The organism is Pseudomonas entomophila (assembly GCF_029478665.1).
GTDB classification, from domain to species: domain Bacteria; phylum Pseudomonadota; class Gammaproteobacteria; order Pseudomonadales; family Pseudomonadaceae; genus Aquipseudomonas; species Aquipseudomonas entomophila_F.
In genome coordinates, this window is sequence record NZ_JARPQB010000026.1 from 72,756 (window position 1) to 99,675 (window position 26,920).

Annotated in this window: 21 protein-coding genes and 1 pseudogene; 14 read left to right on the plus strand and 8 right to left on the minus strand. The window is 64.7% G+C overall.

Going from position 1 to position 26,920, the window contains the following annotated elements:
- Positions 1-100 precede the first annotated feature (100 nt).
- Positions 101-505, plus strand: a complete 405-nt coding sequence (locus tag P5705_RS15045; RefSeq protein ID WP_277461645.1) for a c-type cytochrome — start codon at positions 101-103, stop codon at positions 503-505.
- 161 nt (positions 506-666) lie between these two features.
- Entirely contained in the window at positions 667-2,526 is a 1,860-nt protein-coding gene (locus P5705_RS15050; RefSeq protein WP_277461620.1) for an acetyl-CoA hydrolase/transferase C-terminal domain-containing protein, read from the plus strand.
- A gap of 154 nt (positions 2,527-2,680) precedes the next feature.
- On the opposite strand, the gene xpt is transcribed toward P5705_RS15050, so the two are convergent.
- Entirely contained in the window at positions 2,681-3,253 is a 573-nt protein-coding gene (xpt, locus tag P5705_RS15055) for a xanthine phosphoribosyltransferase (protein WP_070093858.1), read from the minus strand.
- Positions 3,254-3,316: 63 nt separating this feature from the next.
- Positions 3,317-5,326, minus strand: a complete 2,010-nt coding sequence (gene rep / locus P5705_RS15060) for a DNA helicase Rep (protein WP_277461621.1) — start codon at positions 5,324-5,326, stop codon at positions 3,317-3,319.
- 306 nt (positions 5,327-5,632) lie between these two features.
- Here rep and P5705_RS15065 point away from each other — a divergent pair, with 306 nt between their 5' ends.
- Entirely contained in the window at positions 5,633-7,300 is a 1,668-nt protein-coding gene (locus P5705_RS15065) for a putative bifunctional diguanylate cyclase/phosphodiesterase (protein WP_277461623.1), read from the plus strand.
- A 92-nt stretch (positions 7,301-7,392) separates the two neighbouring features.
- Here the strand turns inward: P5705_RS15065 and P5705_RS15070 are convergent, their stop codons facing one another.
- Positions 7,393-8,781, minus strand: coding sequence for a NorM family multidrug efflux MATE transporter (locus P5705_RS15070; RefSeq protein WP_277461624.1), 1,389 nt, complete (start codon positions 8,779-8,781; stop codon positions 7,393-7,395).
- A gap of 155 nt (positions 8,782-8,936) precedes the next feature.
- Between P5705_RS15070 and P5705_RS15075 the strand changes: the two genes are divergently transcribed.
- The 3 genes and pseudogenes from P5705_RS15075 (at position 8,937) to P5705_RS26415 (ending at position 12,047) form a co-directional block, all read left to right on the plus strand.
- Complete coding sequence (locus P5705_RS15075; RefSeq protein ID WP_277461625.1) at positions 8,937-9,866, plus strand: LysR substrate-binding domain-containing protein; 930 nt, start codon at positions 8,937-8,939, stop codon at positions 9,864-9,866.
- Between the two features lie 210 nt (positions 9,867-10,076).
- A pseudogene (locus P5705_RS26410) lies at positions 10,077-11,183 on the plus strand (Cache 3/Cache 2 fusion domain-containing protein); the annotation flags it as partial.
- A 135-nt stretch (positions 11,184-11,318) separates the two neighbouring features.
- Positions 11,319-12,047, plus strand: a complete 729-nt coding sequence (locus P5705_RS26415) for a methyl-accepting chemotaxis protein (RefSeq protein ID WP_431196949.1) — start codon at positions 11,319-11,321, stop codon at positions 12,045-12,047.
- Positions 12,048-12,146: 99 nt separating this feature from the next.
- Here P5705_RS26415 and hglS read toward each other — a convergent pair whose 3' ends face one another.
- Together hglS and P5705_RS15090 are read right to left on the minus strand one after the other, a co-directional pair.
- Positions 12,147-13,532 (minus strand): 2-oxoadipate dioxygenase/decarboxylase HglS, encoded by a 1,386-nt coding sequence (gene hglS, locus P5705_RS15085; protein ID WP_277461627.1) that lies wholly within the window; start codon positions 13,530-13,532, stop codon positions 12,147-12,149.
- A gap of 224 nt (positions 13,533-13,756) precedes the next feature.
- Positions 13,757-14,647: a LysR family transcriptional regulator gene (locus P5705_RS15090; RefSeq protein ID WP_277461628.1), complete on the minus strand. Its 891-nt coding sequence runs from the start codon at positions 14,645-14,647 to the stop codon at positions 13,757-13,759.
- 133 nt (positions 14,648-14,780) lie between these two features.
- On the opposite strand from P5705_RS15090, the gene amaB reads away from it, so the two are divergent.
- The gene (gene amaB / locus P5705_RS15095) at positions 14,781-16,271 is read left to right on the plus strand and encodes an L-piperidine-6-carboxylate dehydrogenase (protein WP_277461629.1); all 1,491 of its coding nucleotides are present in this window, start codon (positions 14,781-14,783) and stop codon (positions 16,269-16,271) included.
- Between the two features lie 147 nt (positions 16,272-16,418).
- Positions 16,419-17,705 carry an L-pipecolate oxidase gene (gene amaA / locus P5705_RS15100; RefSeq protein ID WP_277461630.1) on the plus strand — a complete coding sequence of 429 codons (1,287 nt, stop codon included), beginning with the start codon at positions 16,419-16,421 and terminating at the stop codon, positions 17,703-17,705.
- 70 nt (positions 17,706-17,775) lie between these two features.
- On the opposite strand, the gene P5705_RS15105 is transcribed toward amaA, so the two are convergent.
- Positions 17,776-19,203: a mechanosensitive ion channel family protein gene (locus P5705_RS15105; RefSeq protein ID WP_277461631.1), complete on the minus strand. Its 1,428-nt coding sequence runs from the start codon at positions 19,201-19,203 to the stop codon at positions 17,776-17,778.
- 126 nt (positions 19,204-19,329) lie between these two features.
- Between P5705_RS15105 and P5705_RS15110 the strand changes: the two genes are divergently transcribed.
- The 5 genes from P5705_RS15110 to P5705_RS15130 all read left to right on the plus strand — a co-directional run bounded on the left by P5705_RS15110 (position 19,330) and on the right by P5705_RS15130 (position 23,730).
- Positions 19,330-19,857: a hypothetical protein gene (locus P5705_RS15110; RefSeq protein ID WP_277461632.1), complete on the plus strand. Its 528-nt coding sequence runs from the start codon at positions 19,330-19,332 to the stop codon at positions 19,855-19,857.
- Between the two features lie 44 nt (positions 19,858-19,901).
- On the plus strand, positions 19,902-20,222 hold the full coding sequence (locus P5705_RS15115) for a hypothetical protein (protein WP_277461634.1): 321 nt from the start codon (positions 19,902-19,904) through the stop codon (positions 20,220-20,222).
- 155 nt (positions 20,223-20,377) lie between these two features.
- Entirely contained in the window at positions 20,378-21,007 is a 630-nt protein-coding gene (gene ycaC, locus P5705_RS15120; RefSeq protein ID WP_277461635.1) for an isochorismate family cysteine hydrolase YcaC, read from the plus strand.
- 118 nt (positions 21,008-21,125) lie between these two features.
- On the plus strand, positions 21,126-21,692 hold the full coding sequence (locus tag P5705_RS15125) for an antibiotic biosynthesis monooxygenase (protein WP_277461636.1): 567 nt from the start codon (positions 21,126-21,128) through the stop codon (positions 21,690-21,692).
- Positions 21,693-21,756: 64 nt separating this feature from the next.
- Entirely contained in the window at positions 21,757-23,730 is a 1,974-nt protein-coding gene (locus P5705_RS15130) for an amidohydrolase family protein (RefSeq protein ID WP_277461637.1), read from the plus strand.
- A gap of 54 nt (positions 23,731-23,784) precedes the next feature.
- On the opposite strand, the gene P5705_RS15135 is transcribed toward P5705_RS15130, so the two are convergent.
- Positions 23,785-24,696 carry a LysR substrate-binding domain-containing protein gene (locus P5705_RS15135; RefSeq protein ID WP_277461639.1) on the minus strand — a complete coding sequence of 304 codons (912 nt, stop codon included), beginning with the start codon at positions 24,694-24,696 and terminating at the stop codon, positions 23,785-23,787.
- Between the two features lie 230 nt (positions 24,697-24,926).
- Here P5705_RS15135 and ycaC (P5705_RS15140) point away from each other — a divergent pair, with 230 nt between their 5' ends.
- Positions 24,927-25,556: an isochorismate family cysteine hydrolase YcaC gene (gene ycaC / locus P5705_RS15140; protein ID WP_277461640.1), complete on the plus strand. Its 630-nt coding sequence runs from the start codon at positions 24,927-24,929 to the stop codon at positions 25,554-25,556.
- A gap of 1,075 nt (positions 25,557-26,631) precedes the next feature.
- Here ycaC (P5705_RS15140) and P5705_RS15145 read toward each other — a convergent pair.
- On the minus strand, positions 26,632-26,920 hold a 289-nt coding region (locus P5705_RS15145), incomplete at its 5' end, for a DUF3077 domain-containing protein (RefSeq protein WP_277461641.1).

A 26,920-nucleotide genomic window follows, 5' to 3' on the forward strand; every position in this document is an offset into this window, starting at 1 on the left:
CGCTTTCCGGAGTGCCGCTATACTTTTCAACGCTCGCAATTCCGTGGCCGCGGGCGTGATTAGCCACCATGAGGGTGTTCGCGTGAACCAAATCAAGAAGATGCTGGCCATACCAGCAGCCGTTTTCGCCCTTTGGGCAATCAATGCAAACGCTACGACCAACGATGAAATCGCCAAGCGCCTGGCACCGGTAGGCCAGGTGTGCGTCCAGGGCCAGGAGTGCAAGGGCATGGAAGTGGCCGCCGCAGCGGGCGGCGGTGGTGCCAAGACACCAGATGACATCATCGCCAAGCACTGCAATGCATGCCATGGCAGCGGCCTGCTGGGCGCGCCGAAGATTGGCGATACCGCAGCCTGGAAAGAGCGCGCCGACCACCAGGGCGGCCTCGACGGCATCCTGGCCAAGGCCATTACCGGGATCAACGCCATGCCACCCAAAGGCACCTGCGCGGACTGCTCGGACGATGACCTGAAGGGTGCGATCAAGAAAATGTCCGGCCTGTGAGCCAAGCCTGATTCCAGCAAAGCCCGCCTTTCATGGCGGGCTTTGTTTTTTGGGCTGCCACAGGTAGGAGCCGGCTTGCCGGCGAAAGGGCCGGCACAGGCAACCAATGGTCTAAGGTTCATGTCCAACCCCTGAACCCGCAGATCTCCCTGGAGGCCCCGATGCAGCGCTGTCCCATCGACCAGGCAGTGGACGAGGTCCTGAGTCGCCTGCCTACCCATATCCACATGGGCCTGCCCCTGGGCCTGGGCAAACCCAACGCCTTCGTCAACGCCCTCTACGCACGGGTGCGCGAGCTGCCCGAGCGGCATCTGACGATCTACACCGCCCTGTCCCTCGGCCGTCCGCCCCTTGGCGACGGCTTGCAACGGCGTTTCCTCGAACCCTTCGTCGAGCGCGTGTTCGCCGACTACGAGGAGCTCACCTACCTCGCCGACCTGCGCAATGACCAACTGCCGCCGAACATCCGCGTCGAGCAGTTCTTCATGCAGCCCGGCAGCTTGCTGCACAGCGAAACCGCGCAGCAGGACTACATCAGCAGCAACTACAGCCATGCCGCTCGCGACATCAATGCCAAGGGCCTGAACCTGATTGCCCAGCTGGTGGCAGCCACGCCCGAGCGTCCTGACCACCTGAGCCTGGCCTGCAACCCCGACATCACCCTTGACCTGCTGCCGATGATCGCCCGGCGCCGGGCTGCGGGCGAAACCCTCCTGGTGCTGGGGCAAGTCCACGACGAACTGCCCTACATGCCCGGCGATTCGGAACTGGGCCTGGAGCAGTTCGACCTGTTGATCGACCAGCCCGAACGACGCCGCCTGTTCTCCACGCCGAACATGCCGGTGAACACCCAGGACCATTGCATCGGCCTGCACGCCAGCACCCTGGTGCGCGACGGCGGCACCCTGCAGATCGGCATCGGCGCCATGGGCGATGCAGTGACCGCCGCGTTGCTGGCGCGCCAGGGTGACAACGAAGGCTATCGTGCGCTGCTCGACGAACTGGATGTCGGCGCGTGGCAGGCGCTGATCGAGCGGGAAGGGGGCCTGGATACGTTCGCCCAGGGTCTGTACGGCTGCAGCGAGATGTTCGTCAACGGCCTGCTGGCCCTGGCCGAGGCCGGCGTGGTGCGCCGCCCGGCCGACGAGCAGGGCGTGCTGATCCATGGCGGCTTCTTCCTCGGCCCTCGGGCTTTCTACCAGCGTTTGCGCGAGATGCCGCTGGAGCACCGCGCGCGTTTCGCCATGACCGCCATCAGCTTCATCAACGAGCTCTACGGCCAGGAAGATCTCAAGCGCCGCCAGCGCCGTGACGCCCGCTTCATCAACACAGTGTTCGGCATGACCCTGCTCGGTGCCGGGGTGGCCGACCAGCTGGAGGACGGGCGGGTGCTCAGCGGTGTCGGTGGGCAGTACAACTTCGTCGCCCAGGGCCATGCGTTGGAAGGCGGGCGCTCGATCCTGCTGCTGCGCAGCTGGCGCGAGGCGGGCGGCGAGGTCACGTCGAACCTGGTCTGGAGCTACGGCCACTGCACTATCCCGCGCCATCTGCGCGATATCGTGGTGACCGAGTACGGCATCGCCGACTTGCGCGGGCAGACCGACAGCGAGGTGATTGCGCGGTTGCTGGCGGTCAGCGATTCGCGGTTCCAGGGTGACTTGATCGAGCAGGCCAAGGCGGCGGGCAAGCTGGCCAAGGATTTCATGCTGGATGCGCGCTACACCGACAACACGCCCGAGCGCCTGGAGGCGATTCGCGCGCGGCATCCACGGTTGTTCCCGGAGTATCCGCTGGGCAGCGACTTCACGGCTGAAGAGCGCGACCTGCTACGGGCGCTGAACTGGCTCAAGCGCAAGTTCAAGTTGAGCGAGGTGCTGGAGCTGGGCAAGGCGGCGCTGGACGCACCGGAGCCCGAGGCCTATGCGGCGCAGTTGGCGCGCATGGGGCTGGGTGAGCCGCAGGGGCTGAAGGAGGAGCTGTACCAGCGGTTGTTGCTGGCAGGATTGCAGGCGACCCGATGAAACGGGGCTGTCCTGGCCCCTGTAGGAGCGGCCTTGTGCCGCGAAAGGGCCGCAAAGCGGCCCCGGCGATCGTTGCTCAACGCTGAGATCCTGGGGCTGCTACGCAGCCCTTTCGCGGCACAAGGCCGCTCCTACAGGGTACGCGCAAGGCGTTTTAATCGATGAAGGTCACCACGCCGCCTTCCAGCGACTTGACCCGGGCCAGCGATTCGACGCGGTAACCCTGGCTGTCCAGCTCGGCGCGGCCGCCCTGGAACGACTTCTCGATGACGATGCCCAGGCCGGCCACGGTGGCGCCGGCCTGCTTGATGATCGAGATCAGCGCCTGCGAGGCCTTGCCGTTGGCCAGGAAGTCGTCGATCACCAGCACGCGGTCGCTGCTGTTGAGATGGCGCGGCGAGATCGCCACGGTGTTCTCGGTCTGCTTGGTGAAGGAGTACACCGAGGCAGTCAGCAGGTTCTCGGTCAGGGTCAGCGACTGGTGCTTGCGGGCGAAGATCACTGGCACGCCGAGCTTCAGGCCGGTCATCACCGCCGGGGCGATGCCCGAGGCTTCGATGGTGACGATCTTGGTCACACCGGAGTCGGCGAACAGGCGGGCGAACTCGTCACCGATCAGCTGCATCAGCGCCGGGTCGATCTGGTGGTTGAGAAACGCATCGACTTTCAGGACCTGATCGGAAAGCACGATGCCTTCTTCGCGAATCTTCTGCTGCAGTGCTTCCACTGTGTATCTCCGATGTAACAAAGGTGGCCGCAAACAGCGGCAAAGTTAAAGAGTAATGGTTGGTCAGCGTTTGAGCATTGCCCGGATATCGGCCAGGGCGTTGTTGCCGCGCGCGGCTTTCACTTCCACGGGGGCATCGTCCAGGCCTTCCCAGGCCAGGTCGTCCGGCGGCAGTTCGTCGAGGAACCGGCTGGGCGTGCAGTCGATGATTTCGCCGTACTGCTTGCGCTTGGCGGCGAAGGTGAAGGCCAGGGTCTGGCGTGCGCGGGTAATGCCCACGTAGGCCAGGCGGCGTTCCTCTTCGATGGTATCGGCCTCGATGCTCGAGCGGTGGGGGAGGATCTCCTCCTCCATGCCCATGATGAACACGTAGGGGAACTCCAGGCCCTTGGAGGCGTGCAGGGTCATCATCTGCACGCCCTCGGCGTTCTCTTCCTCTTCCTGCTGGCGCTCGAGCATGTCGCGCAGCACCAGCTTGCCGATGGCGTCCTCGATGGTCATGTCACCCTCTTCGTCCTTCTCGAGGGTGTTCTTCAGCGCTTCGACGAGGAACCAGACGTTGCTGATGCGGAATTCCGCGCCCTTGTCGCTGGCGGTCTGCTGGCGGATCCAGTTCTCGTAGTCGATGTCGCGGATCATCTCGTGCAGCGCGGCGATCGGGTCGTCCAGGGCGACCTTGTGGCGCACCCCGTCGAGCCAGTGCTTGAAGCGTTGCAGGCGCTCGGTGTAGCGGGCGTCCAGGTGCTCGCCCAGGCCCATCTCCTCGCTGGCGGCGTACATCGAGATGCCGCGCTCGGTGGAATAGTTGCCGAGCTTTTCCAGGGTGGTCGAGCCGATCTCGCGGCGCGGCACGTTGATCACCCGCAGGTAGGCGTTGTCGTCGTCCGGGTTCACCAACAGGCGCAGGTAGGCCATCAGGTCCTTGACCTCCTGGCGGCCGAAGAAGCTGTTGCCGCCCGACAGGCGATACGGCACCTGGTGGTGCTGCAGCTTCAGTTCGATCAGCTTGGCCTGGTAGTTGCCCCGGTAGAGGATGGCGAAGTCGCTGTAAGGGCGGTTGGTGCGCAGGTGCAGGGTGAGGATCTCCATGGCCACGCGTTCGGCCTCGGCTTCCTCGTTCTTGCAACGGATCACACGGATCTCGTCGCCCACGCCCATCTCGCTCCACAGCTGCTTTTCGAAGGCATGCGGGTTGTTGGCGATCAGCACGTTGGCGCAGCGCAGGATGCGGCTGGTGGAGCGGTAGTTCTGCTCGAGCATGACGATCTTCAGGGAGGGGTAGTCCTCCTTGAGCAGCATCAGGTTCTCCGGGCGGGCACCGCGCCAGGCGTAGATCGACTGGTCGTCGTCGCCCACCACGGTGAACTGGTTGCGCATGCCGATCAGCATCTTCACCAGCAGGTACTGGCTGGCGTTGGTGTCCTGGTATTCGTCCACCAGCAGGTAGCGCACGCGGTTCTGCCAGCGTTCGAGCACCTCGGGGTGCTCCTGGAACAGCTTGACCGGCTGCAGGATCAGGTCGTCGAAGTCCACCGCGTTGAACGCCTTGAGCGTGCGCTGGTAGTGGGTGTAGACGATCGCCGCGGTCTGCTCGCGCGGGTTGCGCGCCTTTTCCAGGGCTTCAGATGGCAGGATCAGGTCGTTCTTCCAGGCACCGATCATGTTCTTGATCTCGTCGATGCCGTCGTCGCCGGAGTATTCCTTCTGCATGATGTCCGACAGCAGCGCCTTGATGTCGGATTCGTCGAAGATCGAGAAGCCCGGCTTGTAGCCCAGGCGCTCGTGCTCCTTGCGGATGATGTTCAGCCCCAGGTTGTGGAAGGTGCACACCGTCAGGCCCCGGCCTTCCCCCGGGCGCAGCAGGGTGCCGACCCGCTCCTTCATCTCGCGCGCGGCCTTGTTCGTGAACGTCATCGCCACGATGTACTGGGCGCGGATGCCGCAGTTCTGGATGAGGTGGGCAATCTTGCGCGTGATCACGCTGGTCTTGCCCGAGCCTGCACCGGCAAGCACCAAAAGAGGGCCGCCGACGTAGTCACGGGCTTCCTGTTGCCGGGGATTGAGTCGGGACATGCTAGAAACCGGGGGTCGCCAGAAAATAGCCGCGCATTCTAACAGGCCTCGCGCGGTTGTGGCGCGACCGTCTGACGCGTGAGTCAATGTTTTCTCGCGGCCTGTTCGCTGCCAGTGGCTGCCGATCCTTTCGCAAATCCCCGAAATCCTGTTTGCCGGTTGCGCGGGTTTCGCGCAGGATGCACGTCAAAATACGTCGGGTTCGCGGCCAGGGGATGGCCATGACTAAAAGTGAAAATCATTTTCACTTGGATGTTGTAGGATACGCCGCGCCCGTCGATCCACCGCCACGTCTAAGGAGCCCGCTTGTCCACGCCTGCCGAACCTCTGCGTTTGCTGCTGTTGGCCGATGAGCCGGAATGGGCCGCGCGTCTGCGCGAGTGCCTGCAGCCGCTGGGCGGTACAGTGGTGCTGCTGACCGCGCCCAACTGGGCGGCGGTCGACAGCCTGTTCGCCAACGACCGCCAGGCCGTGGTGCTGGCCACCCCCGCGCTGCAACCGGCGCCGGGGCGCTGCGAGTTGCCGACCATCCTGCTGCTGGAGCAGGAACCGGCCACTACGCCGGTGGGGGTCAGCGACTGGCTGGTGCTGGCGCAGCTGAGCAGCGACACCCTGCGCCGCTCCCTGCGCCATGTGCGTGAGCGCGGTGTACTGGTCGCCACCTTGCAACGCCTGGCCGAGCAGGATCCGCTGACCGGCATCGCCAACCGGCAAGGCTTCCAGGCCTTGCTCACGGCGCGGCTGGCGGAGAACGACGGCCGTGGCCTGGCCCTTGGCCACCTCGACCTGGACAACTTCCGCCACGTCAATGATGCCCTGGGCCATCAAGGTGGCGATCGCCTGATCCTGCAGGTGGTGGTGCGGCTGAAGGCGCAGCTGGCCGCCGGTGACCAGCTGGCACGGCTGGGCAGCGACGAGTTCGCCCTGTTGATCGACACCCGTCGCGACTCCAACCGCGCCGAGTGGATGGCCGAGCGTATTGTCGAAGCGCTGACCGAACCCTACTGGATCGACGGTGAGAGCCTGTTGCTCGGCTGCAGCCTGGGCATCGCCCATGCCCGCGCCCAGGCGGGTGCCGACCCGTTGATGTGGCACGCGCACATCGCCATGCGTCAGGCCAAGGGCAGCCAGGGCTGCACCTTCCACGTGTTCAACGAACGCATCAACCGCAACGCCCGCAGCCTCGCCGACCTGGAAAGCGAACTGCGCCGCGCCCTGCGCCGCGACGAACTGGAGCTGCACTACCAGCCGCGCCTGAACCTCACTGACGGGCGCATCGTCGGCCTCGAGGCGCTGGTGCGCTGGAACCACCCGGAACGCGGCCTGCTGGCCCCCAGCGAGTTCGTCCCGCTGGCTGAGCAGAGCGGGCTGATCGTGCCGCTGGGCTACTGGGTGATATCCCGCGCCCTGAGCGACATGCAGGCCCTGCGCGAGCGCGGCCTGGCGCCGCTGCACATGGCGGTCAACCTGAGCTTCCGCCAGTTCCAGGACAGCCAGCTGCTGGCTACCCTGAGCCGGCTGATCGTCGAGCATGGCGTCGATGCGCGCTGGCTGGAGTTCGAACTCACCGAAACCGCAGTGATGCGCCGCAACGAGCTGGTACGCCAGACCATGGACGCCCTCGGTCGCCTGGGCGTGCGCTTCTCGCTGGACGACTTCGGCACCGGCTTCTCTTCGTTCGTGCACCTGAACAGCCTGCCGATCACTCTGCTCAAGGTGGACCGCAGCTTCGTCGGTGGCATGGAGCAGCGCGAAGAGAACCGCAAGCTGGTGCACGCGATGATCAACCTGGCGCACAACCTCAACCTGGAGGTGGTGGCCGAGGGCGTGGAGAGCGAGGAGCAGATGGCGCTGCTGCGCGCGTTCGGCTGTGATCAGGTCCAGGGTTTCCTGGTCAGCCGGCCGTTGCCGGTGGCGGCGTTGATCGAGTACCTGTCGCAGTCACAGCAACCCCGCCTGCTGGACATCCTGTAGGAGCCAGCCTTGCTGGCGATGCAAGGCATAGCCTTGCCATCAGGGAGCGCTCGTTCGCCAGCAAGGCTGGCTCCTACAGAGTCATGCCGCACTTACACGGCGACAGCTGCTTTCGCGCTAACCCCCGCCTTGCCGATCATCCGCTTCATCCGCCATTCAAAGCCGAACGTCAGCGCCACCGATGCGCACGCCAGCCCCAACGCCAGGCCCCACCAGATACCCGGCGCGCCACCGCCGAGCGTGAAAGCGAACAGCCAGGCGCACGGCGCCCCCACCAGCCAGTAGCACACCGCGCCGATGAGGAAGGTGGTGCGGGCGTCTTTCAATCCTCGGATTGAGCCCATGGCGATGGTCTGCACGCCATCGAACAGCTCGAACCACGCCGCGACCATCACCAGTTGCACCGCCAGTTGGAAAATCGGCGCGAAAGCAGGATCGTGGCGATTCACCAGCAAGGCCACCAGTTCGTTCGGCAGCACCAGGAACAACACGGCGAAGCCGAGCATCAGCGACGCACCGAAACCGATTCCTACCCGCCCGGCGCTGCGTGCCGCGAGCAGGTTACCGGCGCCGTAGTACAGGCCGACGCGCATGGTCACGGCGTAGGAAAGCCCTGTCGGGACCATGAACGCGGTCGAGACGATCTGCAGGGCGATCTGGTGCGCCGCCAACTGCGTGCTGCCGAGCACGCCCATGCACAGGGCGGCGAAGGCGAACAGCCCAACCTCGACCATGTAGGTGCCGCCGATCGGCAGGCCCAGGCGCCACAGCTCGCGCAGCGCCGGCAGCGAAGGCCGCCACAGCCCCTTGCGCAGCGGGTACTGGTCATAGGCCTTGTGCCAGCGGATATACAGCGCCAGGGACACGGCCATGCCCAGCGACACCAGCGCGGTGACCAGGCCGATGCCCATCAGGCCCAGCTTGGGCAGGCCGAACATGCCTTCGATAAGCGCATGGTTGAGCAGGTAGTTGAGCACCGTGCCGGCCAGGCTGATGACCATCACCGGCGTCGAGCGGCCCAGGGCGCTGGTGAAGCCGCGCAGGGCCATGAAGGTCATGTAGCTGGGCAGGGCCAGCGGCAGCAGGGTGAGGAACTGCATGGCCGCGTCGACGTTCTCCGGCTTCTGGCCGAACAGCAGCAGCGCGGGCTTGAGGTTCCACAGCACCAGCGCCGAGACGATGGCCAGGCCCCAGGCCAGCCACAGGCCGCTCTGCGCCAGGCGCGTGGCGCCCTCGATGTCGTTGGCGCCCTTGCGGATCGCCACCAGGGTGCCGACGGCGGCGATCACCCCCAGGCAGAAGATCGACACGAACGAATAGCTTGCCGCGCCCAGGCCGCCGCCGGCCAGGGCCTGCGGGCTGATGCGGGCCATCATCAAGGTGTCGGTCAGCACCATCAGCATGTGCGCCAGCTGCGAGGCGATCAGTGGCCCGGCCAGGCGCAGGAGGGCCTTGAGTTCGGTGGTGGGCGCGACATGCATGGGGCGATCCTTCTTGACGATCCTGTTGAGCGAAGGGTCGATTCTGAGGCTTCGGTCAGCTTTGCACAAAAGGATAAAAGCGATCATTGCCATGAGTCTGACTCATGCCTGTATGATCCGGCATTGCCTTCTCGGCCCCGCATGACAGGTGCGCCATGTCTCGCCAGCTCCCTCCACTCTATGCGCTGCGTGCATTCGAAGCCGCGGCCCGGCTGAGTTCCTTCACCCGCGCAGGTGAAGAGCTGTCGATCACCCAGAGCGCCGTCAGCCGGCATATCCGCACCCTCGAAGAGCACTTTGCCTGCCGCCTGTTCGTGCGCAGCGGCCGCAGCCTGCAACTGACCGAGGCGGCGCGGATGCTGCTGCCCGGCGTGCGCGATGGCTTCGCCGCCCTGGAGCGGGCCTGTGACGCCTTGCGCGGGGAGGACGACATCCTGCGCATGAAGGCGCCGTCCACCCTCACCATGCGCTGGTTGCTGGCGCGCCTGAGCCGTTTCCGGCACCTGCAACCGGGCAACGAAGTGCAACTGACCAGCGCCTGGATGGACGTCGACCATGTGGACTTCAACCAGGAACCGTTCGACTGCGCGGTGCTGCTCAGTGATGGCAACTTCCCGGTGGATTGGGAAGTGCGCCGGCTGTTCTCCGAACTGCTGATCCCGGTAGGGGCGCCGGACCTGCTCGACGAGGCGCCCTGGGACGAGCGGCGCCTGGCCGGCATGGAACTGTTGCACCCGACCCCCGACAAGCGCGATTGGCGCGCCTGGCTGGCGCGCATGGGGCTGACCGACAAGGTGTCGCTCAAGGGCGGGCAGGTGTTCGACACCCTGGAACTGGGCATGATCGCCGCCGCGCGGGGCTATGGCATCTCGATGGGCGACCTGCTGATGGTGGCCGAGGATGTCGCCCAGCGGCGCTTGAGCCTGCCATGGCCGACGGCGGTGGCCAGTGGTATGGATTACTACCTGGTGTGGCCCAGGACCCGGCCGGGCGGCGAGCGGTTGCGGCGGTTGAGTGCTTTCTTGCAGGAAGAGGCAGTGGCGATGGACCTGCCAGCGGTGCATATTCTGCCGGCACAGCGTTGAGCCGTTCGCCAGCAAGGCTGGCTCCTACAGGGGCGTGCGGACGCCGACGGCGCAAAGGTTTGCGAATACCCCGGCCCGACACTCAAGTATTCCCCCGCGACGCCGATCCAATGGCACCAGCGTCCCGGAAGAGGGCGCGATTACCCGTCGATCAGAAAGCGGGCGGTCAGCGTGATCAGGATGATCCCGGCCTCTTGCCAGGAGCTTCCCATGTCCCAACCGCGTGCCCGGATTGCCTCGCAACTCGGTATCGCCCTCGCCGTCGTGCTGGCGTTGGTGATCACCGGCAGTACCCTGTTCGCCCTGCGTTCGCTGGACGACGCCAACCTCACCACCCGCCAGGCGCACCTGGCCAGCGAGGCGCGGCTGCTGGCCGACCAGCTCGACACCTTCCACGGTTCGCTCAAGGACAACACCCAGCGCCTGAGCGGCCTGTTCGAGCGGCGCTTCGCCTCGGGCCTGGCGGTGCATGCGGGCGAGACGGTCAACGTGGCCGGCGCGCAGACACCGGCCCTGTACCTCGGCGACCACCTGCTGAACAACGATTTCCGGCAGGTCGACGAGTTCCAGCAGATGACCGCCGGGGTCGCCACCCTGTTCGTGCGCAGCGGCGACGACTTCGTGCGCATCAGCACCAGCCTGACCAAGCAGGACGGCAGCCGTGCCATTGGCACCCAGCTCGACCGCCAGCACCCGGCCTATTCGAAGCTCATGGCCGGGCAAACTTACGTCGGCCGCGCCGTGCTGTTCGAACGCAACTACATGACCCGCTACGTACCGGTGCGCGACGGCGCCGGTCGGGTGATCGCCGTGCTGTTCGTCGGTTTCGACTACACCGACGCGCAGAACGCCCAGTTCGCCAACCTCAAGCGCTTCCGCATCGGCCAGACCGGCTCGCTGGCGCTGCTCGACGAGCAGGGCAAGTGGTTGGTGCCGCCGGCGGCGGCGGGCAACGCCGACGGCCAGGTGTTCAAGGGCTTCGAGCCAGGCCAGGGACGCTTCTGGGCCAGTGCGGACGAACAACTGTTCAGCGTTGCTGTGCCGTTCGCCGAAGGCCCGTGGACCGTGGTGGCGAGCATGCCCGAAGGGGAAATCCGCGAGGTGACCTGGAGCGTCGGCCTGCGCCTGGCCATCGGCAGCCTGCTGGCCATGCTCCTGGCCGTGGCCGCCACGCTGTGGCTGTTGCGCCGCAAGCTGCGCCCGCTGGGTGACCTGGTGCGTCAGGCCGAAGCCCTCGGCGCGGGCGACCTCAACGCCCGCCTGAGCGTGACCAGCCATGACGAGATCGGCCAGCTGGCGCGCAGCTTCAACCAGATGGGCGAGGCCCTGGCGACCATGGTCGAGCACATCCGCAGTGCCTCCGATCAGGTCAGCGGTCGCGCCCGTTCGCTGTCGGGGCTGTCGTCCGGTGCCTGCGAAGGCATGGATCAGCAATCCGGCGAGATCACCAGCATGGCCGGCGCGGTTGAGGAGTTCAGCGCCACCTCGATGAACATCGCCGACAACATGGCCGGCACCGAACGCATGGCCCGCGACAACGCCCAGCAGACCCGTATCGGCCGCACGGCCATGGACGAAGCCTCGGCCTCGCTCAAGCAGATCGCCGAGGCCCTCGGTGGTACGGCGGCGGTGATGGATACGCTCGGTGCGCGCTCGCAGGAAATCGGCGGCATTGTCGGGGTGATCACCGCGATTGCCGAGCAGACCAACTTGCTGGCGCTGAACGCCGCCATCGAAGCGGCCCGGGCCGGCGAGCAGGGGCGTGGTTTCGCGGTGGTGGCCGATGAAGTGCGTGGCTTGGCCGCGCGCACCCGCCAGGCCACCGACGAGATCTCCGGCATGATCGCCAGCATCCAGCAGCAGACCGGCCACGCCATCAGCACCCTGGAGCAGGGCAACCAGTTGATGCAGGAAGGGTTGGCGCGCAACGACAAGGTGGCCGAGGCGCTGGCGCGCATCGACGAGCAGAGCCGGGTTGCCGGTGAGCAGTTCACGGTGATCAGCACCGCGACCCAGGAGCAGAGCAGCACGGCGACAGTGCTCAGCCGCAACCTGCAGAGCATCGCCCAGGCCAACAGCGAGCAGCGTGACGTGGCCAATGAGCTGGCAATGACGGCGCGGGAGCTGGAAGGGCTGGCGGGGCAGTTGCGCCAGGAAGTGGATCGGTTCCGGGTCAAGTAACAGGTTTATTGCCTGTGCTGGCCCTTTCGCCGGCAAAGCCGGCTCCTACAGGTACCGCGTGAACCCTCTGTAGGAGCCGGCTTGCCGGCGAACCCGGGCTTACATCGCCGCCAGGTCCAACGCCTGCGCACACGCCTGCAACGACCTGCGCTCGCTCTGTGCATAAAGCGCCAGCTCATCCTGCACCGTCAGCCCCAGCGCCTGCTCGAAGGCCTCGCGGTTGGCATTGCTGCCGTACTCCGCCTGCCCATCGTCGCCCAGGTTGGACTGGAAGATCCCCGCCGCGCTCACCGGCAGGAAGTCCTCGTACACCAATGCCTCGTAATGCACGTGCCCGGCGTCGATCAACCCTTGCAGGGTGGTCGGGCGATTCGCCTGGCCGCGTGCCGCCAACCCTTTTTCGGTAGCGAAGTAGCGGAAGTACGCCAGCCCTTGCTCGCGCATCTGCGCCAGGTCATCCGGGAACTCGGCGAATTGCTGCGCGAGCAGCGTCATGTAGCGTTCGGCATTGGCCTCGGCCGGCGCGCCGCCCAGGGCTGCGCGGGTCGCGTCGAGCAGGCGGTCGTACAGTTGCCGCCCCTTCGGCGTCAGTGCCGCGCCGCGCTGCTCGATCTCGCCGAAGCGCGCGGTATGGCTGCCCTGGGCATCGCTGAAGGCGACTTTCTCCTGCAACGCCTTGAAGCTGGTCTGGCGCAGCAGGATCGGGTGGCGGCGGGTGGGCGGGCCTTCGACCACCGCCTTGGGCGGGATGCCCTTGGCTGGCATGCCGAGCTGGATCGCATCGATGTCCAGGGTGCGTGGCGTCAGGTGGTTGATGTGTGGGCCCTTGAACGCCACCACATCGGCAATCAGCCGGTGCTGGTCGTGCAGTTGCTGGTACTGCTCGGCGGTGACGGTGGCGTCCTGGTGCCAGCGGAAGGTGTGCAGGGCTTCCTGGACGAAGGTGTCGGCGTCGGATGCGTTGAGGCCGCCGTCACGTTCGCACTGATCGATCAGTTCCAGCACACGTGGGGTGAAGATCTGCCGCTTGGCCAAGATGTCCTGGGCAAGCTCGCGCAGTTTCGGGTTGTCGATCAGCTCCAGGCGCAACAGCGAGGTGAACACGCGGAACGGGCTGATATGCAGCGACTGTTCATGCACCGCGCGAAACGCGGTGGAGTGCACCGGCACGCCGGCTGAACTCAAGTCGTAGTAGCCGACAGGCTCCATGCCCATCACCGCGAACAGGCGGGCGATGGTGGCCAGTTCTTCGGCGGTGCCGACGCGGATGGCGCCGTGGCGCTCCTGGTCGAGGCGCTCGATCTCGCCGGTCCAGCGCAGGGCCTCGGCCACCTTGGGCTGCTCGGCCATGACCTGGCGGTTGATCTCGCTCACCAGCTCGAGCAGGGTGCCGTACAGGGGCACCTCCTGCTTGTACATGAGCGACATGGCGGCTGAGAACCGCGCGCGGATGCTGTCGGGGCTGACGAAATCGTGGGCGGGCATCGCGAGCTTCCTGGGTGAGTGAGGACCCTTACATGAAAGCTGGGAATGGAGTGGCCGTACAAGCGAAAAAAAGTGCGGGTTTCATTCCTTTTTTGATCGATCTTCAGGGCCATGGGGCTGCTGCGCAACCCTTTCGCGGCACAAGGCCGCTCCTACATGGGAACGCGCTCGCCTGTAGGAGCGGCCTTGTGCCGCGAAAGGGCCGCAAAGCGGCCCCGGCGCTCTCAAGCCTGAAGCTGTTCGCGAACCCAATCCACCAATGCCCGCACCTTTGGTACTTCCGCCGCATGCTCGGCAAACGCCAGGTAATGCGCGCCATTGCTCTTCATCGCATGGTCCCAGGCCACCACCAGGCTGCCCTCGGCCAGCTCCTTCGCCACCAGGTAACGTGGCACCAATGCCACGCCACAGCCGGCCTGCGCCGCGCTCAAGGCCATATAGAAGGTATCGAAGCGTGGCCCGTGATAGCTGTTGTCGGTGTGCAGTCCCTGCTCCAGGAACCACTCGTGCCAGGCCTCCGGCCGCGAGGTGCTCTGCAGCAGCACCAGTTCCGCCACCGCGCCCGCGTCAGGCAGCGTGCGGCCTTGCAGCAGTTCCGGCGCGCACACCGGCAGCACCTCTTCACCGAACAACTCCACGCAGGTAGCCCCCGGCCAGGTGCCCTGGCCAAAGAAGAACACCACATCGGCCGAGCCCTGCAACAGGGCGAACGGTTCCATCTCGTTGCGGATGTCCAGGTGGATGTTCGGGTGGCGCTTGCCGAAGCCCTTGAGGTGCGGAATCAGCCAGCGCACGCCGAAACTCGGTTGAGTGGCTACCTTCAATACTTCGGTCTGCGTGCCGTAGCTGAGCACGTAGCGGCTGGACATATCGACCTGGGTGAGGATCTTGTTGACCTCGGCCAGGTACAGCGCGCCGGCGGGCGTGAGCTGCAGGCGCCGGCGAATGCGCAGGAACAGGTGATGGCGCAGCATCTCCTCGAGCTGCGCCACTTGCTTGCTCACCGCGCTCTGCGTCAGGTGCAGCTCCTCGGCGGCGCGGGTGAAGCTCAAGTGGCGGGCTGCAGCCTCGAAGCACTGCAGGGCGGTCATGGAAGGCACCAGGCGTTTGGACATAGCGGTCTCTGCGGCTCGAATCATTACCTGGCGGAATGATATGCGGAATAAAGGTCGTTTGTTGCACCTGTGTAATCGGATTAATACTGACCCACGTCATTTTCCAACCCTTCACCCGATGTAGGAGAAGCACATGGTTGCTGGATTGCTCGAACGCCTCGGCGTTGCCGCCGCGGCTCACACCCAGGGCGACCACCCTGTCCACACCCCGATCGACGGCAGCCAGATCGCCTCGGTGAAACTGCTCGGCAAGGCCGACACCACCGCCCGCATCGACCAGGCGCAGCAGGCCTTCGAAGCCTGGCGCAAGGTGCCGGCGCCACGCCGTGGCGAGCTGGTGCGCCTGTTCGGTGAAGTGCTGCGCGAGCACAAGGCCGACCTGGGTGAACTGGTGTCGATCGAAGCCGGCAAGATCACCCAGGAAGGCCTGGGCGAAGTGCAGGAAATGATCGATATCTGCGACTTCGCCGTGGGCCTGTCGCGCCAGCTGTACGGCCTGACCATCGCCTCCGAGCGCCCGGGCCACCACATGCGTGAAAGCTGGCACCCGCTGGGCGTGGTCGGCGTGATCAGCGCCTTCAACTTCCCGGTGGCGGTGTGGGCGTGGAACGCCGCGCTGGCGCTGGTGGCCGGCAACGCCGTGGTGTGGAAACCGTCCGAGAAGACCCCGCTTACCGCCCTGGCCTGCCAGGCACTGTTCGAAAAAGCCCTGAAAGCCTTCGGTGACGCGCCGGCCGGCCTGAGCCAGCTGGTGATCGGCGGCCGCGAAGCCGGTGAAGCCCTGGTCGACGACCCGCGAGTGCCACTGGTCAGCGCCACCGGCAGCACCCGCATGGGCCGCGAAGTCGGTCCGCGTGTAGCGGCGCGCTTCGGCCGCAGCATCCTCGAACTGGGCGGTAACAACGCCATGATCCTGGCCCCGAGCGCCGACCTGGACCTGGCCGTGCGCGGCATCCTGTTCTCGGCGGTCGGCACCGCCGGCCAGCGCTGCACCACCCTGCGCCGGTTGATCGTCCACCGCTCTATCAAGGACGAAGTGGTGGCCCGGGTCAAAGCCGCCTACGGCAAGGTGCGCATCGGCGACCCGCGCAAGGACAACCTGGTCGGCCCGCTGATCGACAAGCTGTCGTTCGACGCCATGCAGGGCGCGCTGGCCAAGGCTCGCGACGAAGGTGGCCTGGTGTTCGGTGGCGAGCGTCAGCTGGCTGACCAGTACCCCAACGCCTACTACGTCTCGCCGGCCATTGCCGAGATGCCGGCCCAGAGCGACGTGGTGCGCCACGAGACCTTCGCGCCGATCCTCTACGTGCTGGCCTACGACGACTTCGAAGAGGCGCTGCGCCTGAACAACGAGGTGCCGCAGGGGCTGTCCTCGTGCATCTTCACCACCGACATCCGCGAGGCCGAGCGCTTCCAGAGCGCCTCGGGCAGTGATTGCGGTATCGCCAACGTCAACATCGGCACCAGCGGTGCGGAGATCGGTGGCGCGTTCGGTGGCGAGAAGGAGACCGGGGGCGGGCGTGAGTCCGGGTCGGATGCCTGGAAGGGCTACATGCGTCGCCAGACCAACACCGTGAACTATTCGCGCGAGCTGCCGCTGGCGCAGGGCATCGTGTTCGATTGATGATCGCAGGCGGGGGCCTTGCCCCCGTTTCGCGGCACAAGGCCGCTCCTACAAGAGCAACGCGCTTCCCTGTAGGAGCGGCCTTGCGCCGCGAAAGGGCCGCGCAGCGGCCCCATAGACGAGAAGAACAATAGCTGGAGCCGGGCCATGTCCGAACTGCGTCAAGAATGTCTGTGGGAATTCGTCACCCGGCCGACCGTGGCCGCCCAGGCCCTGGCCGGCGAGCACAAGGCCGATGTCTGCGTGATCGGCGGCGGCATCACCGGCCTGTCCGCGGCGATTCATCTGCTGGAACAGGGCAAGTCGGTGATCCTGCTGGAGGCCTGGAAGATCGGCCATGGCGGCTCCGGGCGCAACGTCGGCCTGGTCAACGCCGGCACCTGGATCCGCCCCGACGACGTCGAGACCACCCTTGGCCACAAGCAGGGCAGCCGCCTGAACAAGGTGCTGGGTGAAGCGCCGGGCGAAGTGTTCGCCATGATCGAGCGCCTGGGGATCGACTGCCAGGCCCAGCACAAAGGCACCTTGCACATGGCGCACAACGCCACCGGCATCGCCGACCTCGAGGCCCGCCACCAGCAATGGACCCGGCGCGGCGCCGACGTCGAGCTGTTGACCGGCGCGCAATGCCAGGAATACTGCGGTACCGACAAGATTTCCGCCGCGCTGCTCGACCGCCGCGCCGGCACCATCAACCCCATGGGGTATACACAAGGCCTGGCCGCCGCCGTGAGCCGGCTGGGCGGCAAGCTGTTCCAGCAATCCTCGGTCGAAGGCCTGGAGCGCGACGGTGACGCCTGGCGGGTGAAGACCGCGCGCGGCGTGGTGCGCGCCGACAAGGTGGTGATTTCCACGGGCGCCTATACCGAAGGCGACTGGAGCAACCTGCAGAAGCACTTCTTCCGTGGCTACTACTACCAGGTTGCCTCCAAACCGTTGCAAGGCGCGGCCGCCGACAAGGTCCTGCCCCATGGCCAGGGTTCCTGGGACACCCGCACCGTGCTCAGCAGCATCCGCCGCGACGACCAGGGCCGCCTGCTGCTCGGCAGCCTCGGCCGGGTCGACAACAAGCCGGCGTGGTTCGTGCGCAGCTGGGCCGATCGCATCCAGAGCCATTACTACCCGGAGCTGGGCAAGGTCGAATGGGAGATGCACTGGACCGGATGCATCGATTTCACCCCCGACCACTTGATGCGCCTGTTCGAGCCGGCACCGGGGCTGGTGGCGGTGACTGGCTACAACGGGCGGGGCAATACCACCGGCACGGTGATCGGCCGCGCCTTTGCCGAGTTTCTGCTCAAGGATGATCCGGATAGCCTGCCGATTCCGTTCTCGCCGATGAAACCGGTGAGCGCGCCTTCGTTGCGCACGGCGTTCTATGAGTCGGGGTTCTCGCTGTACCACGCGGGGCAGTGTTTGCGGGTGGTGTTGTAGGCGGTTCGCCAGCAAGGCTGGCTCCTACAGGGGGCAGTGAGCACCTGTAGGAGCCAGCCTTGCTGGCGAATCACTTGTGCAACCAACTCAGAAACCCGCCCTTCTTCACCACCGTCGGCTTCTGCAACAACAGCGATTCACGCTTCTGTCGACGGAAGCGCTGCAACTTGGTCAATGCCGATTTCACGTCCCCGCTCTGGGTCAGGCAGCCGCGTATCTGCTCCTTGTCGATGCGGTACAGCACACACCCCGTCAAGGCGCGGAATTCGACGGGCGAGGCCTCGTCGTCCACCAGCCCTTCCAGCGCCAGCACTTCCCCCGGCCCCATGCGACCGCCCTCGACTACCCGCTCGCCATCGCGCACCGACGCCGATACCACGCCACGGCTGATCAGCAGCACATGGTCTGAACGCTCGCCGATCGCCAGGATCACCTGGTCGGCCGGGTACTCCACCGTGGTCATGCGCTGGCTCAGGCTGTCACGCTCGTCGCTGGTCAGCGAGCGGAACACCCGCACCTCCTCCAGCAGCTCGCGCTGGCGGCTGCGCGGCGGCACGCCGGTCTCGACGTTCCAGATCACGCCGCTGGCCTCCAGGTGACGGTGGGCCAGGTCGAACAGCTGGTTGCGCACTTCGGTCTTGCGCGTCATGTCGGCGATGAAGCCGCTGGCCTCGTATTCCACCGACTCCAGCGTCGAGGTCTTCACCGTGACCTTGGGCGTCGGCTTGGCCAATAGGATGCTGATACCCTGCAGGGTCTTTTCCAGGGCGTCGAATACCCGTTGCGGGCGCACCTTGGCCGGCACCACCACGCTGATCGACACCCCGTGCACCTCGGCCGGGCGGCTGAAGTTGAGGATCTTGGCCTTGGCCGCCACCGAGTTGGGGATCACCGCCAGGCTGCTGTTGCCGGTGATCAAACGAGTGGCGCGCCAATCGATATCAACGACCTTGCCCTCGGTGCCGTCGATGGCGATCGAGTCGCCGATCTGGTAGGGCCGCGTGGTGTTCAGCACGATCCCCGAGAACACGTCGGCCAGGGTACTCTGCAAGGCCAGGCCGATGACGATGGCCATCACCCCGGAGGTAGCCAGCAGGCCCTTGACTGGCAACTGCATCACGTAGGCCGCCGCCGCCACCGCCGCCACCAGGAAGATCAGCGCCCCGACCACATCCTGCAGCAAGCGCCCGCCATGGCTGCCCCGCGCCACCAGCAACAGGCCGAACACCACCGTCACCGTGCGCGCACCGAACAGCCACCAGCCGATCGCCAGCACCGTGGCCATCAGATTGCGCGAGACATCGTCGGCCCAGGGCGGCGGTTGCAGCGGGCTCATGCCCGCAGCCAGCAGGACCCAGCTGAACAGCAGGAAGATCGACAGCCGCGAAGCGATGCGCCAGGCGCGACGTTCCAGGGGGATCAGGTGCCAGAGCAGCAGGTCGAGGAAGATCAGGGCGGTGCCGAGCAACAAAGGGGAAGACTGGATGAAGGCCAGCATGATGGTCTCGGTGCAAGGGAGGGCTGTGGCTAGTAATAGAGCAGGTTGAAGGGGCAGGCAATCTTGTTGTCGCTGTTCGCCGGCAAGCCGGCTCCTACAAGGGCACGATGTTCTTGCTGCAGGCCGATGAGTTGGAAACAATGGCGCACGGCCGAAACCGTGCATGCTTCGAGTGCACCAGGTCGGCATTGGGATTGCCCGGGCAAGCGGCAGTCGCCAGGGGATTTTCGATTTTTCCAGGAGGTTGCAGTGGCTACAGGGACGTTATCGGCAGAAGCGATTTTCGAGAAGTACCACCGGTTCGACGATGGTTATCTGCTGGCTTTCGAGTATCAGGAAGCCGTGGATGGCACGCTCAGTTTTGCAATGACCTTCAACGGCCGTGACAACTGGGCTGACGGCAATGTCTGGCGGCATGTCAGGGTCGTGGTCGAGGATGTTCGGGAGTTGTCCCTGAGTGTCTTCAGCAGTCGAATCCGACGGATCTATCTCAGCGTCAAACTGCTGAAGTTCGATGGCCTTTGGTGCGTCGATGTAAACGGTATGTATGGCGGCGCCGAAGACCCCCGCTCACTCGACGAGGTGCGCCGTGACGGCGAGTTCTATGTAGTGGGCGGCCATGTCCGGGCAGAGGAGCTCCCCGAGCATGAATAACGAACAGGTTTGCAGACAGTTGGCACCTGGCCGGTTCCGTAACCATGTGTGAAACCCTCAGGTTCATCAATCTCCTGATGCTCGACTGTGCCATGGTGTTCGCATTCGCCCTGGCTATCTACGCCTGGTTCTTCGCCAGGCGGCGCGGCCTGGACATCAATACCTTCGAAGGGGCGGGCGAGGTCCACAGGCTGGCCATGACCTTCGAGCACAAACTGCTCTCGGTGCTGCTCATCCTCGGGCTCTATGTGTTCCCTCTATTGTTTTTCCTGTCATTCGGTCCCTTGATCTGGGGGCTGTTCCAGGGGTGCGAGTACAGGCTCAGTGGTCGAAACGCCCACATTGTCTGGAAATTGGTCCGTTAAGCGGCACGGCGTGAGGGGAGGCCTATCGTTCATAGAATGGAACGCTAAAGCCAATTTTCGCCGTCTACCGACTCAAAGGTGATGATTCTAATCTTTGCCCATCAACGCGAAACACCGATGGCAACGAAAATCACACACCTTTGGGAGCAACGACCATGAGCAAATTCACCTACAACCGCCTGAACAAAGACGATGCCGCCGTATTGCTGGTGGACCACCAGGCTGGCCTGCTGTCGCTGGTGCGCGACATCGAGCCGGACCGCTTCAAGAACAACGTGCTGGCCCTGGCGGACCTTGCCAAGTACTTCAACCTGCCGACCATCCTCACCACCAGCTTCGAGCAAGGCCCCAACGGCCCGCTGGTGCCGGAGCTGAAAGCACTGTTCCCGGATGCCCCGTACATCGCCCGTCCCGGCCAGATCAACGCCTGGGACAACGAAGACTTCGTCAAGGCGGTGAAGGCCACCGGAAAGAAACAGCTGATCATCGCCGGCGTAGTGACCGAGGTGTGCGTGGCCTTCCCGGCGCTGGCGGCCCTGGAAGAGGAGTTCGAGGTGTTCGTGGTCACCGACGCTTCCGGCACCTTCAACCAAATGACCCGTGACGCCGCGCACAACCGCATGAGCCAGGCCGGCGCGCAACTGATGACCTGGTTCGGCGTGGCCTGTGAGCTGCACCGCGACTGGCGCAACGACGTCGAAGGGCTGGCGGCGCTGTTCTCCAATCACATCCCCGACTACCGCAATCTGATCACCAGTTACAACGCCCTGACCGCCGGCAAGTAGGCCACCGCCAGCCTGGCACCCGCGCGGTGCCAGGCAAGGCAGCACACCCATCCAATCCAGCGCCCGTGTGCCGTTGCACAGTAGATGCAGGCCAGCTCATCCCCAGGAAATGTCAGCGATGAACACCGCAACCGAAGGCAACCGCAATGTCGTCACGCTGGTGATCCAGCACAAGGTCCGCGCCCAGGCGCTGGCGCACTACGAAACCTGGCTCAAGCGCGCCGTGACCACCGCTCGCCGACAGCCTGGCCATCTGGACGTCAATGTCATCCGCCCGGACGACGGCGGCCGTCACTTCACCACCGTGGTGCGCTTCGCCGACGCCGGCCTGCTGCAGGCCTGGGTCAACTCCGCCGAGCGCCAGGCGTTGATCAGCGAAGTGCTGCCACTGCTGGAAGATGGCGACCAGACCCAGGTGCACGATGACCCGGAGTTCTGGTTCACCCCGCCCAGCGTGGGCACCGCGCAACCGCCGCGCTGGAAACAGGCCTTGCTGACCTACCTGGTGATCTGCCCGATGACCTTGCTCATTCCGCAGCTGCTGGCGCCGCTGTTTGCCCGCTATCCGCTGCTGGGTGGCCCGATCACCGGCAACTTGATCAGCAACCTGTTCGTCATCCTGCCCGTGGTGTTCTACATCATGCCCTGGGTGACGCGCCGCTGCGCCAGCTGGCTGCGGCGCTGAGCGCCTGCCGTGATCCATTGCTAGCCTTCAACCGCCTGCCGAAACCACCCGGACGGAGAGCACCATGAGCCAGGACCCCACCGACCAGAGCCGCCGCCAGTTCCTCGCCACCAGTACCGTGCTCGGTGCCGCGGGGGCGCTGTGGAGCGCATTGCCGTTCACCTCTTCCGCCCATGCCGCTATTTCAGGAGATCCCATGACCGCCGACCTCATCCTGTTCAATGGCCGACTGCACACCGTCGACCGCGAGAAACCCCAGGCCAGTGCCGTCGCCATCAAGGACGGCAAGTTCATCGCCGTGGGCAGCGACGCCGAGGCCATGGCCCATAAAGGTGCCAGCACGCAGATCATCGACCTCAAGCAGCGCACGGTGATCCCGGGCCTGAACGACTCGCACCTGCACCTGATCCGCGGTGGCCTGAACTACAACCTGGAGCTGCGCTGGGAAGGCGTGCCGTCGCTGGCCGACGCTATGCGCATGCTCAAGGACCAGGCCGAGCGCACGCCGACTCCGCAGTGGGTGCGGGTGGTCGGGGGCTGGAACGAATTCCAGTTCGCCGAAAAGCGCCTGCCGACCCTCGAAGAGATCAACCAGGCCGCGCCCGACACCCCGGTGTTCATCCTCCACCTGTACGATCGCGCGCTGCTCAACCGCGCCGCGCTCCGGGCGGTCGGCTACACCAAGGACACGCCCAACCCACCTGGTGGCGAGATCCAGCGCGACAAGTTCGGCAACCCCACAGGGATGCTCATCGCCCGGCCTAACGCTGCGATCCTCTACGCCACCCTGGCCAAGGGGCCGAAGCTGCCGCTGGAGTACCAGGTCAACTCCACCCGCCAGTTCATGCGTGAGCTCAACCGCCTGGGGCTGACCAGCGCCATCGACGCCGGCGGCGGCTACCAGAACTACCCGGACGACTACCAGGTGATCCAGGAACTGGCCGACAACGGTCAGCTGACCGTGCGCATCGCCTACAACCTGTTCACCCAGAAGCCCAAGGAAGAGCTGGCCGACTTCAAGAACTGGACGCAGAAGGTCAAGCCGGGCGACGGCAGCGACTTCCTGCGCCACAACGGCGCCGGTGAGATGCTGGTGTTCTCCGCCGCTGACTTCGAGGACTTCCTCGAACCGCGCCCGGACTTGCCGCAGACCATGGAGCAGGAGCTGGAACCGGTGGTGCGCCACCTGGTCGAGCAGCGCTGGCCGTTCCGCCTGCACGCCACCTATGACGAGTCCATCTCGCGCATGCTCGACGTGTTCGAGAAGGTCAACCGCGATATCCCGTTCAATGGCCTGCCGTGGTTCTTCGACCATTGCGAGACCATCACGCCGAAGAACATCGAGCGGGTGAGGGCGCTGGGTGGTGGTATCGCCATTCAGGACCGCATGGCGTTCCAGGGCGAATACTTCGTCGAGCGTTATGGCAAAAAGGCCGCCGAGGCGACCCCGCCGATCAAGCGCATGCTGGCCGAAGGCGTGCCGGTGGGCGCGGGCACCGATGCCACCCGGGTGTCCAGTTACAACCCCTGGACCTCGCTGTACTGGATGGTCAGCGGCAAGACCGTTGGTGGGCTGGAGCTTTACCCGGACGGTGGCCTGAGCCGTGACGTCGCGCTGCAGCTGTTCACCCACGGCAGCGCCTGGTTCTCCAGCGAACAGGGCAAGAAAGGGCAGATCAAGGTGGGCCAGCTGGCCGACCTGGCGGCGCTGTCGGCGGACTTCTTCAGCGTCGAGGAAGAGGCGATCAAGTGGATCGAGTCGGTGCTGACCGTGGTCGACGGCAAGGTGGTGTATGGCGCGGGCGACTTCGAGAAGCTGGGGCCGGCGCAGATCCCGGTGGTGCCGGAGTGGTCGCCGGTGGTGAAGGTACCGGGGCACTGGCGGGCCGGCGCGCCACTGGCCGCGGCGGTGCACCAGTGTGTCGGGCCTTGCGGGGTGCATGCGCACAGCCATGAGAAGGCGCGGCATTCCAGTGTACCGGTGAGCGACTTCCAGGGGTTCTGGGGGGCGTTGGGCTGTTCCTGCTTTGCTTTCTGAGTGAAACGGGGGCTGCGTAGCAGCCCCGATTTCTGTCATGCCCCCATCAGAACCTCAAGCCATGTCGCTGATCGCGAACTCCTCCGCCAGGTGATCGATCAACGCCCGCACCGACGGCAGCAACCCACGCCGCGATGGGAAGATCGCATGCACGATCCCGCAGCGCGGCTGCCAGTCCGGCAGCATCTCCACCAGGCGCCCGGCCGCCAGGTCCTCACGTACCGCCACCCGTGGCAGGTGCGCGATTCCCACCCCCGCCACCACGAAGTGACGCAGCGCGAACAGGTCATCGGTGACCATCCGAGGCTTGTGCGGGATCACCAGGCTTTGCGCCCGGTCCTCACCCTGGAACAGCTCCCACTGGTATTCGCGCTGGGCGCTGCCCCAATGCAGGCTGGGCAACGTGCTCAGTTGTTGTGGGTCGAAACCTGCCGGCAGCTGTTCGAGGAACGATGGATGGCCGACCAGGCACTGGGTGCTGTTGCTCAGTACCTTCATCACCATGTCGGTGTTCTCCAGCGGCGGGAAGCGCACCCGCAACGCGATGTCGAAGCCCTCGTGCAGCAGGTCGACCCGGCGATTGGTGCTCTCGATGAACAGTTCAACCTGTGGGTACTTGAGCATGTAGCGGGTCAGCATCGGCCCGACCCAGGAGTTGAGCAGAGTGGTCGGGCAGCTGACGCGTACCAGGCCGCGCGGTTCGCTGCGGTTGCGCTCGATGATCTCGGCGGCGCCTTCGGCCTCCACGCGCATGGCCAGGCAGCGGCTGTAGTAGGCCTGGCCGATTTCGGTCAGCGAGCAGTGCCGGCTGGTGCGGTGCAGCAGGCGCACGCCCAAGCGCTCCTCGAGGTCGGCGATGCGCCGGCTGAGCTTGGACTTGGGCATGTCCAGCGCCCGGCCGGCCGGGGCGAAGCCACCGTGTTCGACCACCTGGGTGAAGTAGTAGAGGGAGTTGAGGTCTTCCATGGGGCGGTCTCCGCGGTTCTGGGTTGCCTGTACCGGCCTCTTCGCCGGCAAAGGTTGCGCCGTACCTGTAGGAGCCGGCTTTGCCGGCGAAGGGGCCCGTAAGCCCACCCACTATCTATCGTTCATAAAACAGAACGCTAAAGCCAATTTTCGCAGTCTACCGGCTCAAAGGTAACGAATCTAATCTTTGCTCATCAACGCGAAACACCCACCCCTTAGGAGCAGCGACCATGAGCAAATTCACTTACAACCGCCTGAACAAAGACGACGCCGCCGTACTGCTGGTGGACCACCAGGCTGGCCTACTGTCGCTGGTGCGCGACATCGAGCCGGACCGCTTCAAGAACAACGTGCTGGCCCTGGCGGACCTTGCCAAGTACTTCAACCTGCCGACCATCCTCACCACCAGCTTCGAGCAAGGCCCCAACGGCCCGCTGGTGCCGGAGCTCAAGGCGCTGTTCCCGGATGCCCCGTACATCGCCCGTCCCGGTCAGATCAACGCCTGGGACAACGAAGACTTCGTCAAGGCGGTGAAGGCTACCGGCAAGAAACAGCTGATCATCGCCGGCGTGGTAACTGAAGTGTGCGTGGCGTTCCCGGCGCTGGCGGCCCTGGAAGAGGAGTTCGAGGTGTTCGTGGTCACCGACGCTTCCGGCACCTTCAACGAAATGACCCGCGACGCCGCGCACAACCGCATGAGCCAGGCCGGTGCGCAACTGATGACCTGGTTCGGCGTGGCCTGTGAGCTGCACCGCGACTGGCGCAACGACGTGGAAGGGCTGGCGGCACTGTTCTCCAACCACATCCCCGACTACCGCAACCTGATCTCCAGCTACAACGCGCTGACTGCTGGCAAGTGATCGAAACCTAGTTGTATGAAAGGCCGGCATTCTCCAAGGATGCCGGCCTTTGGTTTTTATGGGGCGTGTGGATGATGAAAATCAGGGCGAATACATGTATGGAAGCAATGTGAGCACAAAACCCAGCAGCGCGACGAAGGGTAACCAGCTGAAAATGATCCAGAGGCCATTTGCCCAAGTTATCCGTGTATTACTCTGTCCCAACTCATCGCCTTCGCACCTGTTGGCGGCTTGCTGTAACTGTATCATTGCCACCAATGGCAAGCTGGTACAGCATATGGATAACAGAGGTAGGAGGATCATGAGTGAGAGTGCTAACGATGTTTCAGGAGTGTCTGTAAACGAGACGACCCCCGCGACTAACAGTAAACAAGGCAGCCAGAACATTAATGTGACGCTCAGTGCCGAGCAGTCGAGCACATGGCCCATATCCCGGTTCTTGCGTACGATGCGCTTCATTAATGGATATATCATTATGGGGGCAGCTATGGCGCACAGCAAAGGTACCCACTTAAAACCCTGTTGGCCGCGGTAGAGCATCCAGTGGCGATAGTACCAGTAGCTTGTATAGACGCCGAGGGAGAAACTTACCATGATGATGAATTTTGGAATAGATACGACATGGAACTTTCTGAAGGGTTGTGAAGGTGGAGATACGTGTGCTGTTGAGGGTTCGATTGTAGTCGTTGATGCAGTTTGCATGGTGCTCATTGTTCCATAAGGTGTTTTTTTCAGTCAGCAAATGTGATCATGCCAGCGGAAATTAGAATCCCAGTAAACCCGATGGCGATGCAGCAGGCACCGGTGCTGGTGCGGTCGCCGTCCAATCCCTGGCCTTTACCGAAGATGTTGATACGAAAGGTAATCGTGAAACTTTCCTGTAAATGGAAGCCCGCACGCTAGCAGTTGGCGGGCGGTATTTCTCGTGGGTTGAACAGTTAGGGAAACGTCCTACGCGGTTCTAGGATTGGGATTTCAGAAGTGTTAGAAATCTTGTGCTTCAGGCTGTATGCAAAGGCCGACCCGTGAGTAGGTCAGCCTATCTCGCAAGATGTTATCAACAGGGGGGGCCGAGTCAGTTGGCGCTCCCGCACTCGATGCCTTGGAGTATCGCCTCCGTCAGCCCCTCGGCCATCTCGACCGCATGCAGGTTGGCCCACAACAGGCTCTTGCCAGTTTCGTCCATGTGGTCGAGGGCTTTGTAGCCAACGTTATAGGCGCTGCGCAGGTACTGGGCGACATGCACCAGGGCGTCGTGGGCGTTGATGTTGGGGTTGACCGCGAACAGCGGTGGGTGGCCGGCGTCGCATTTGCCGAAGGGGTGGTGGCGGGTGTCGGGGAGGGGTGGGTCGGGGACGATCTTT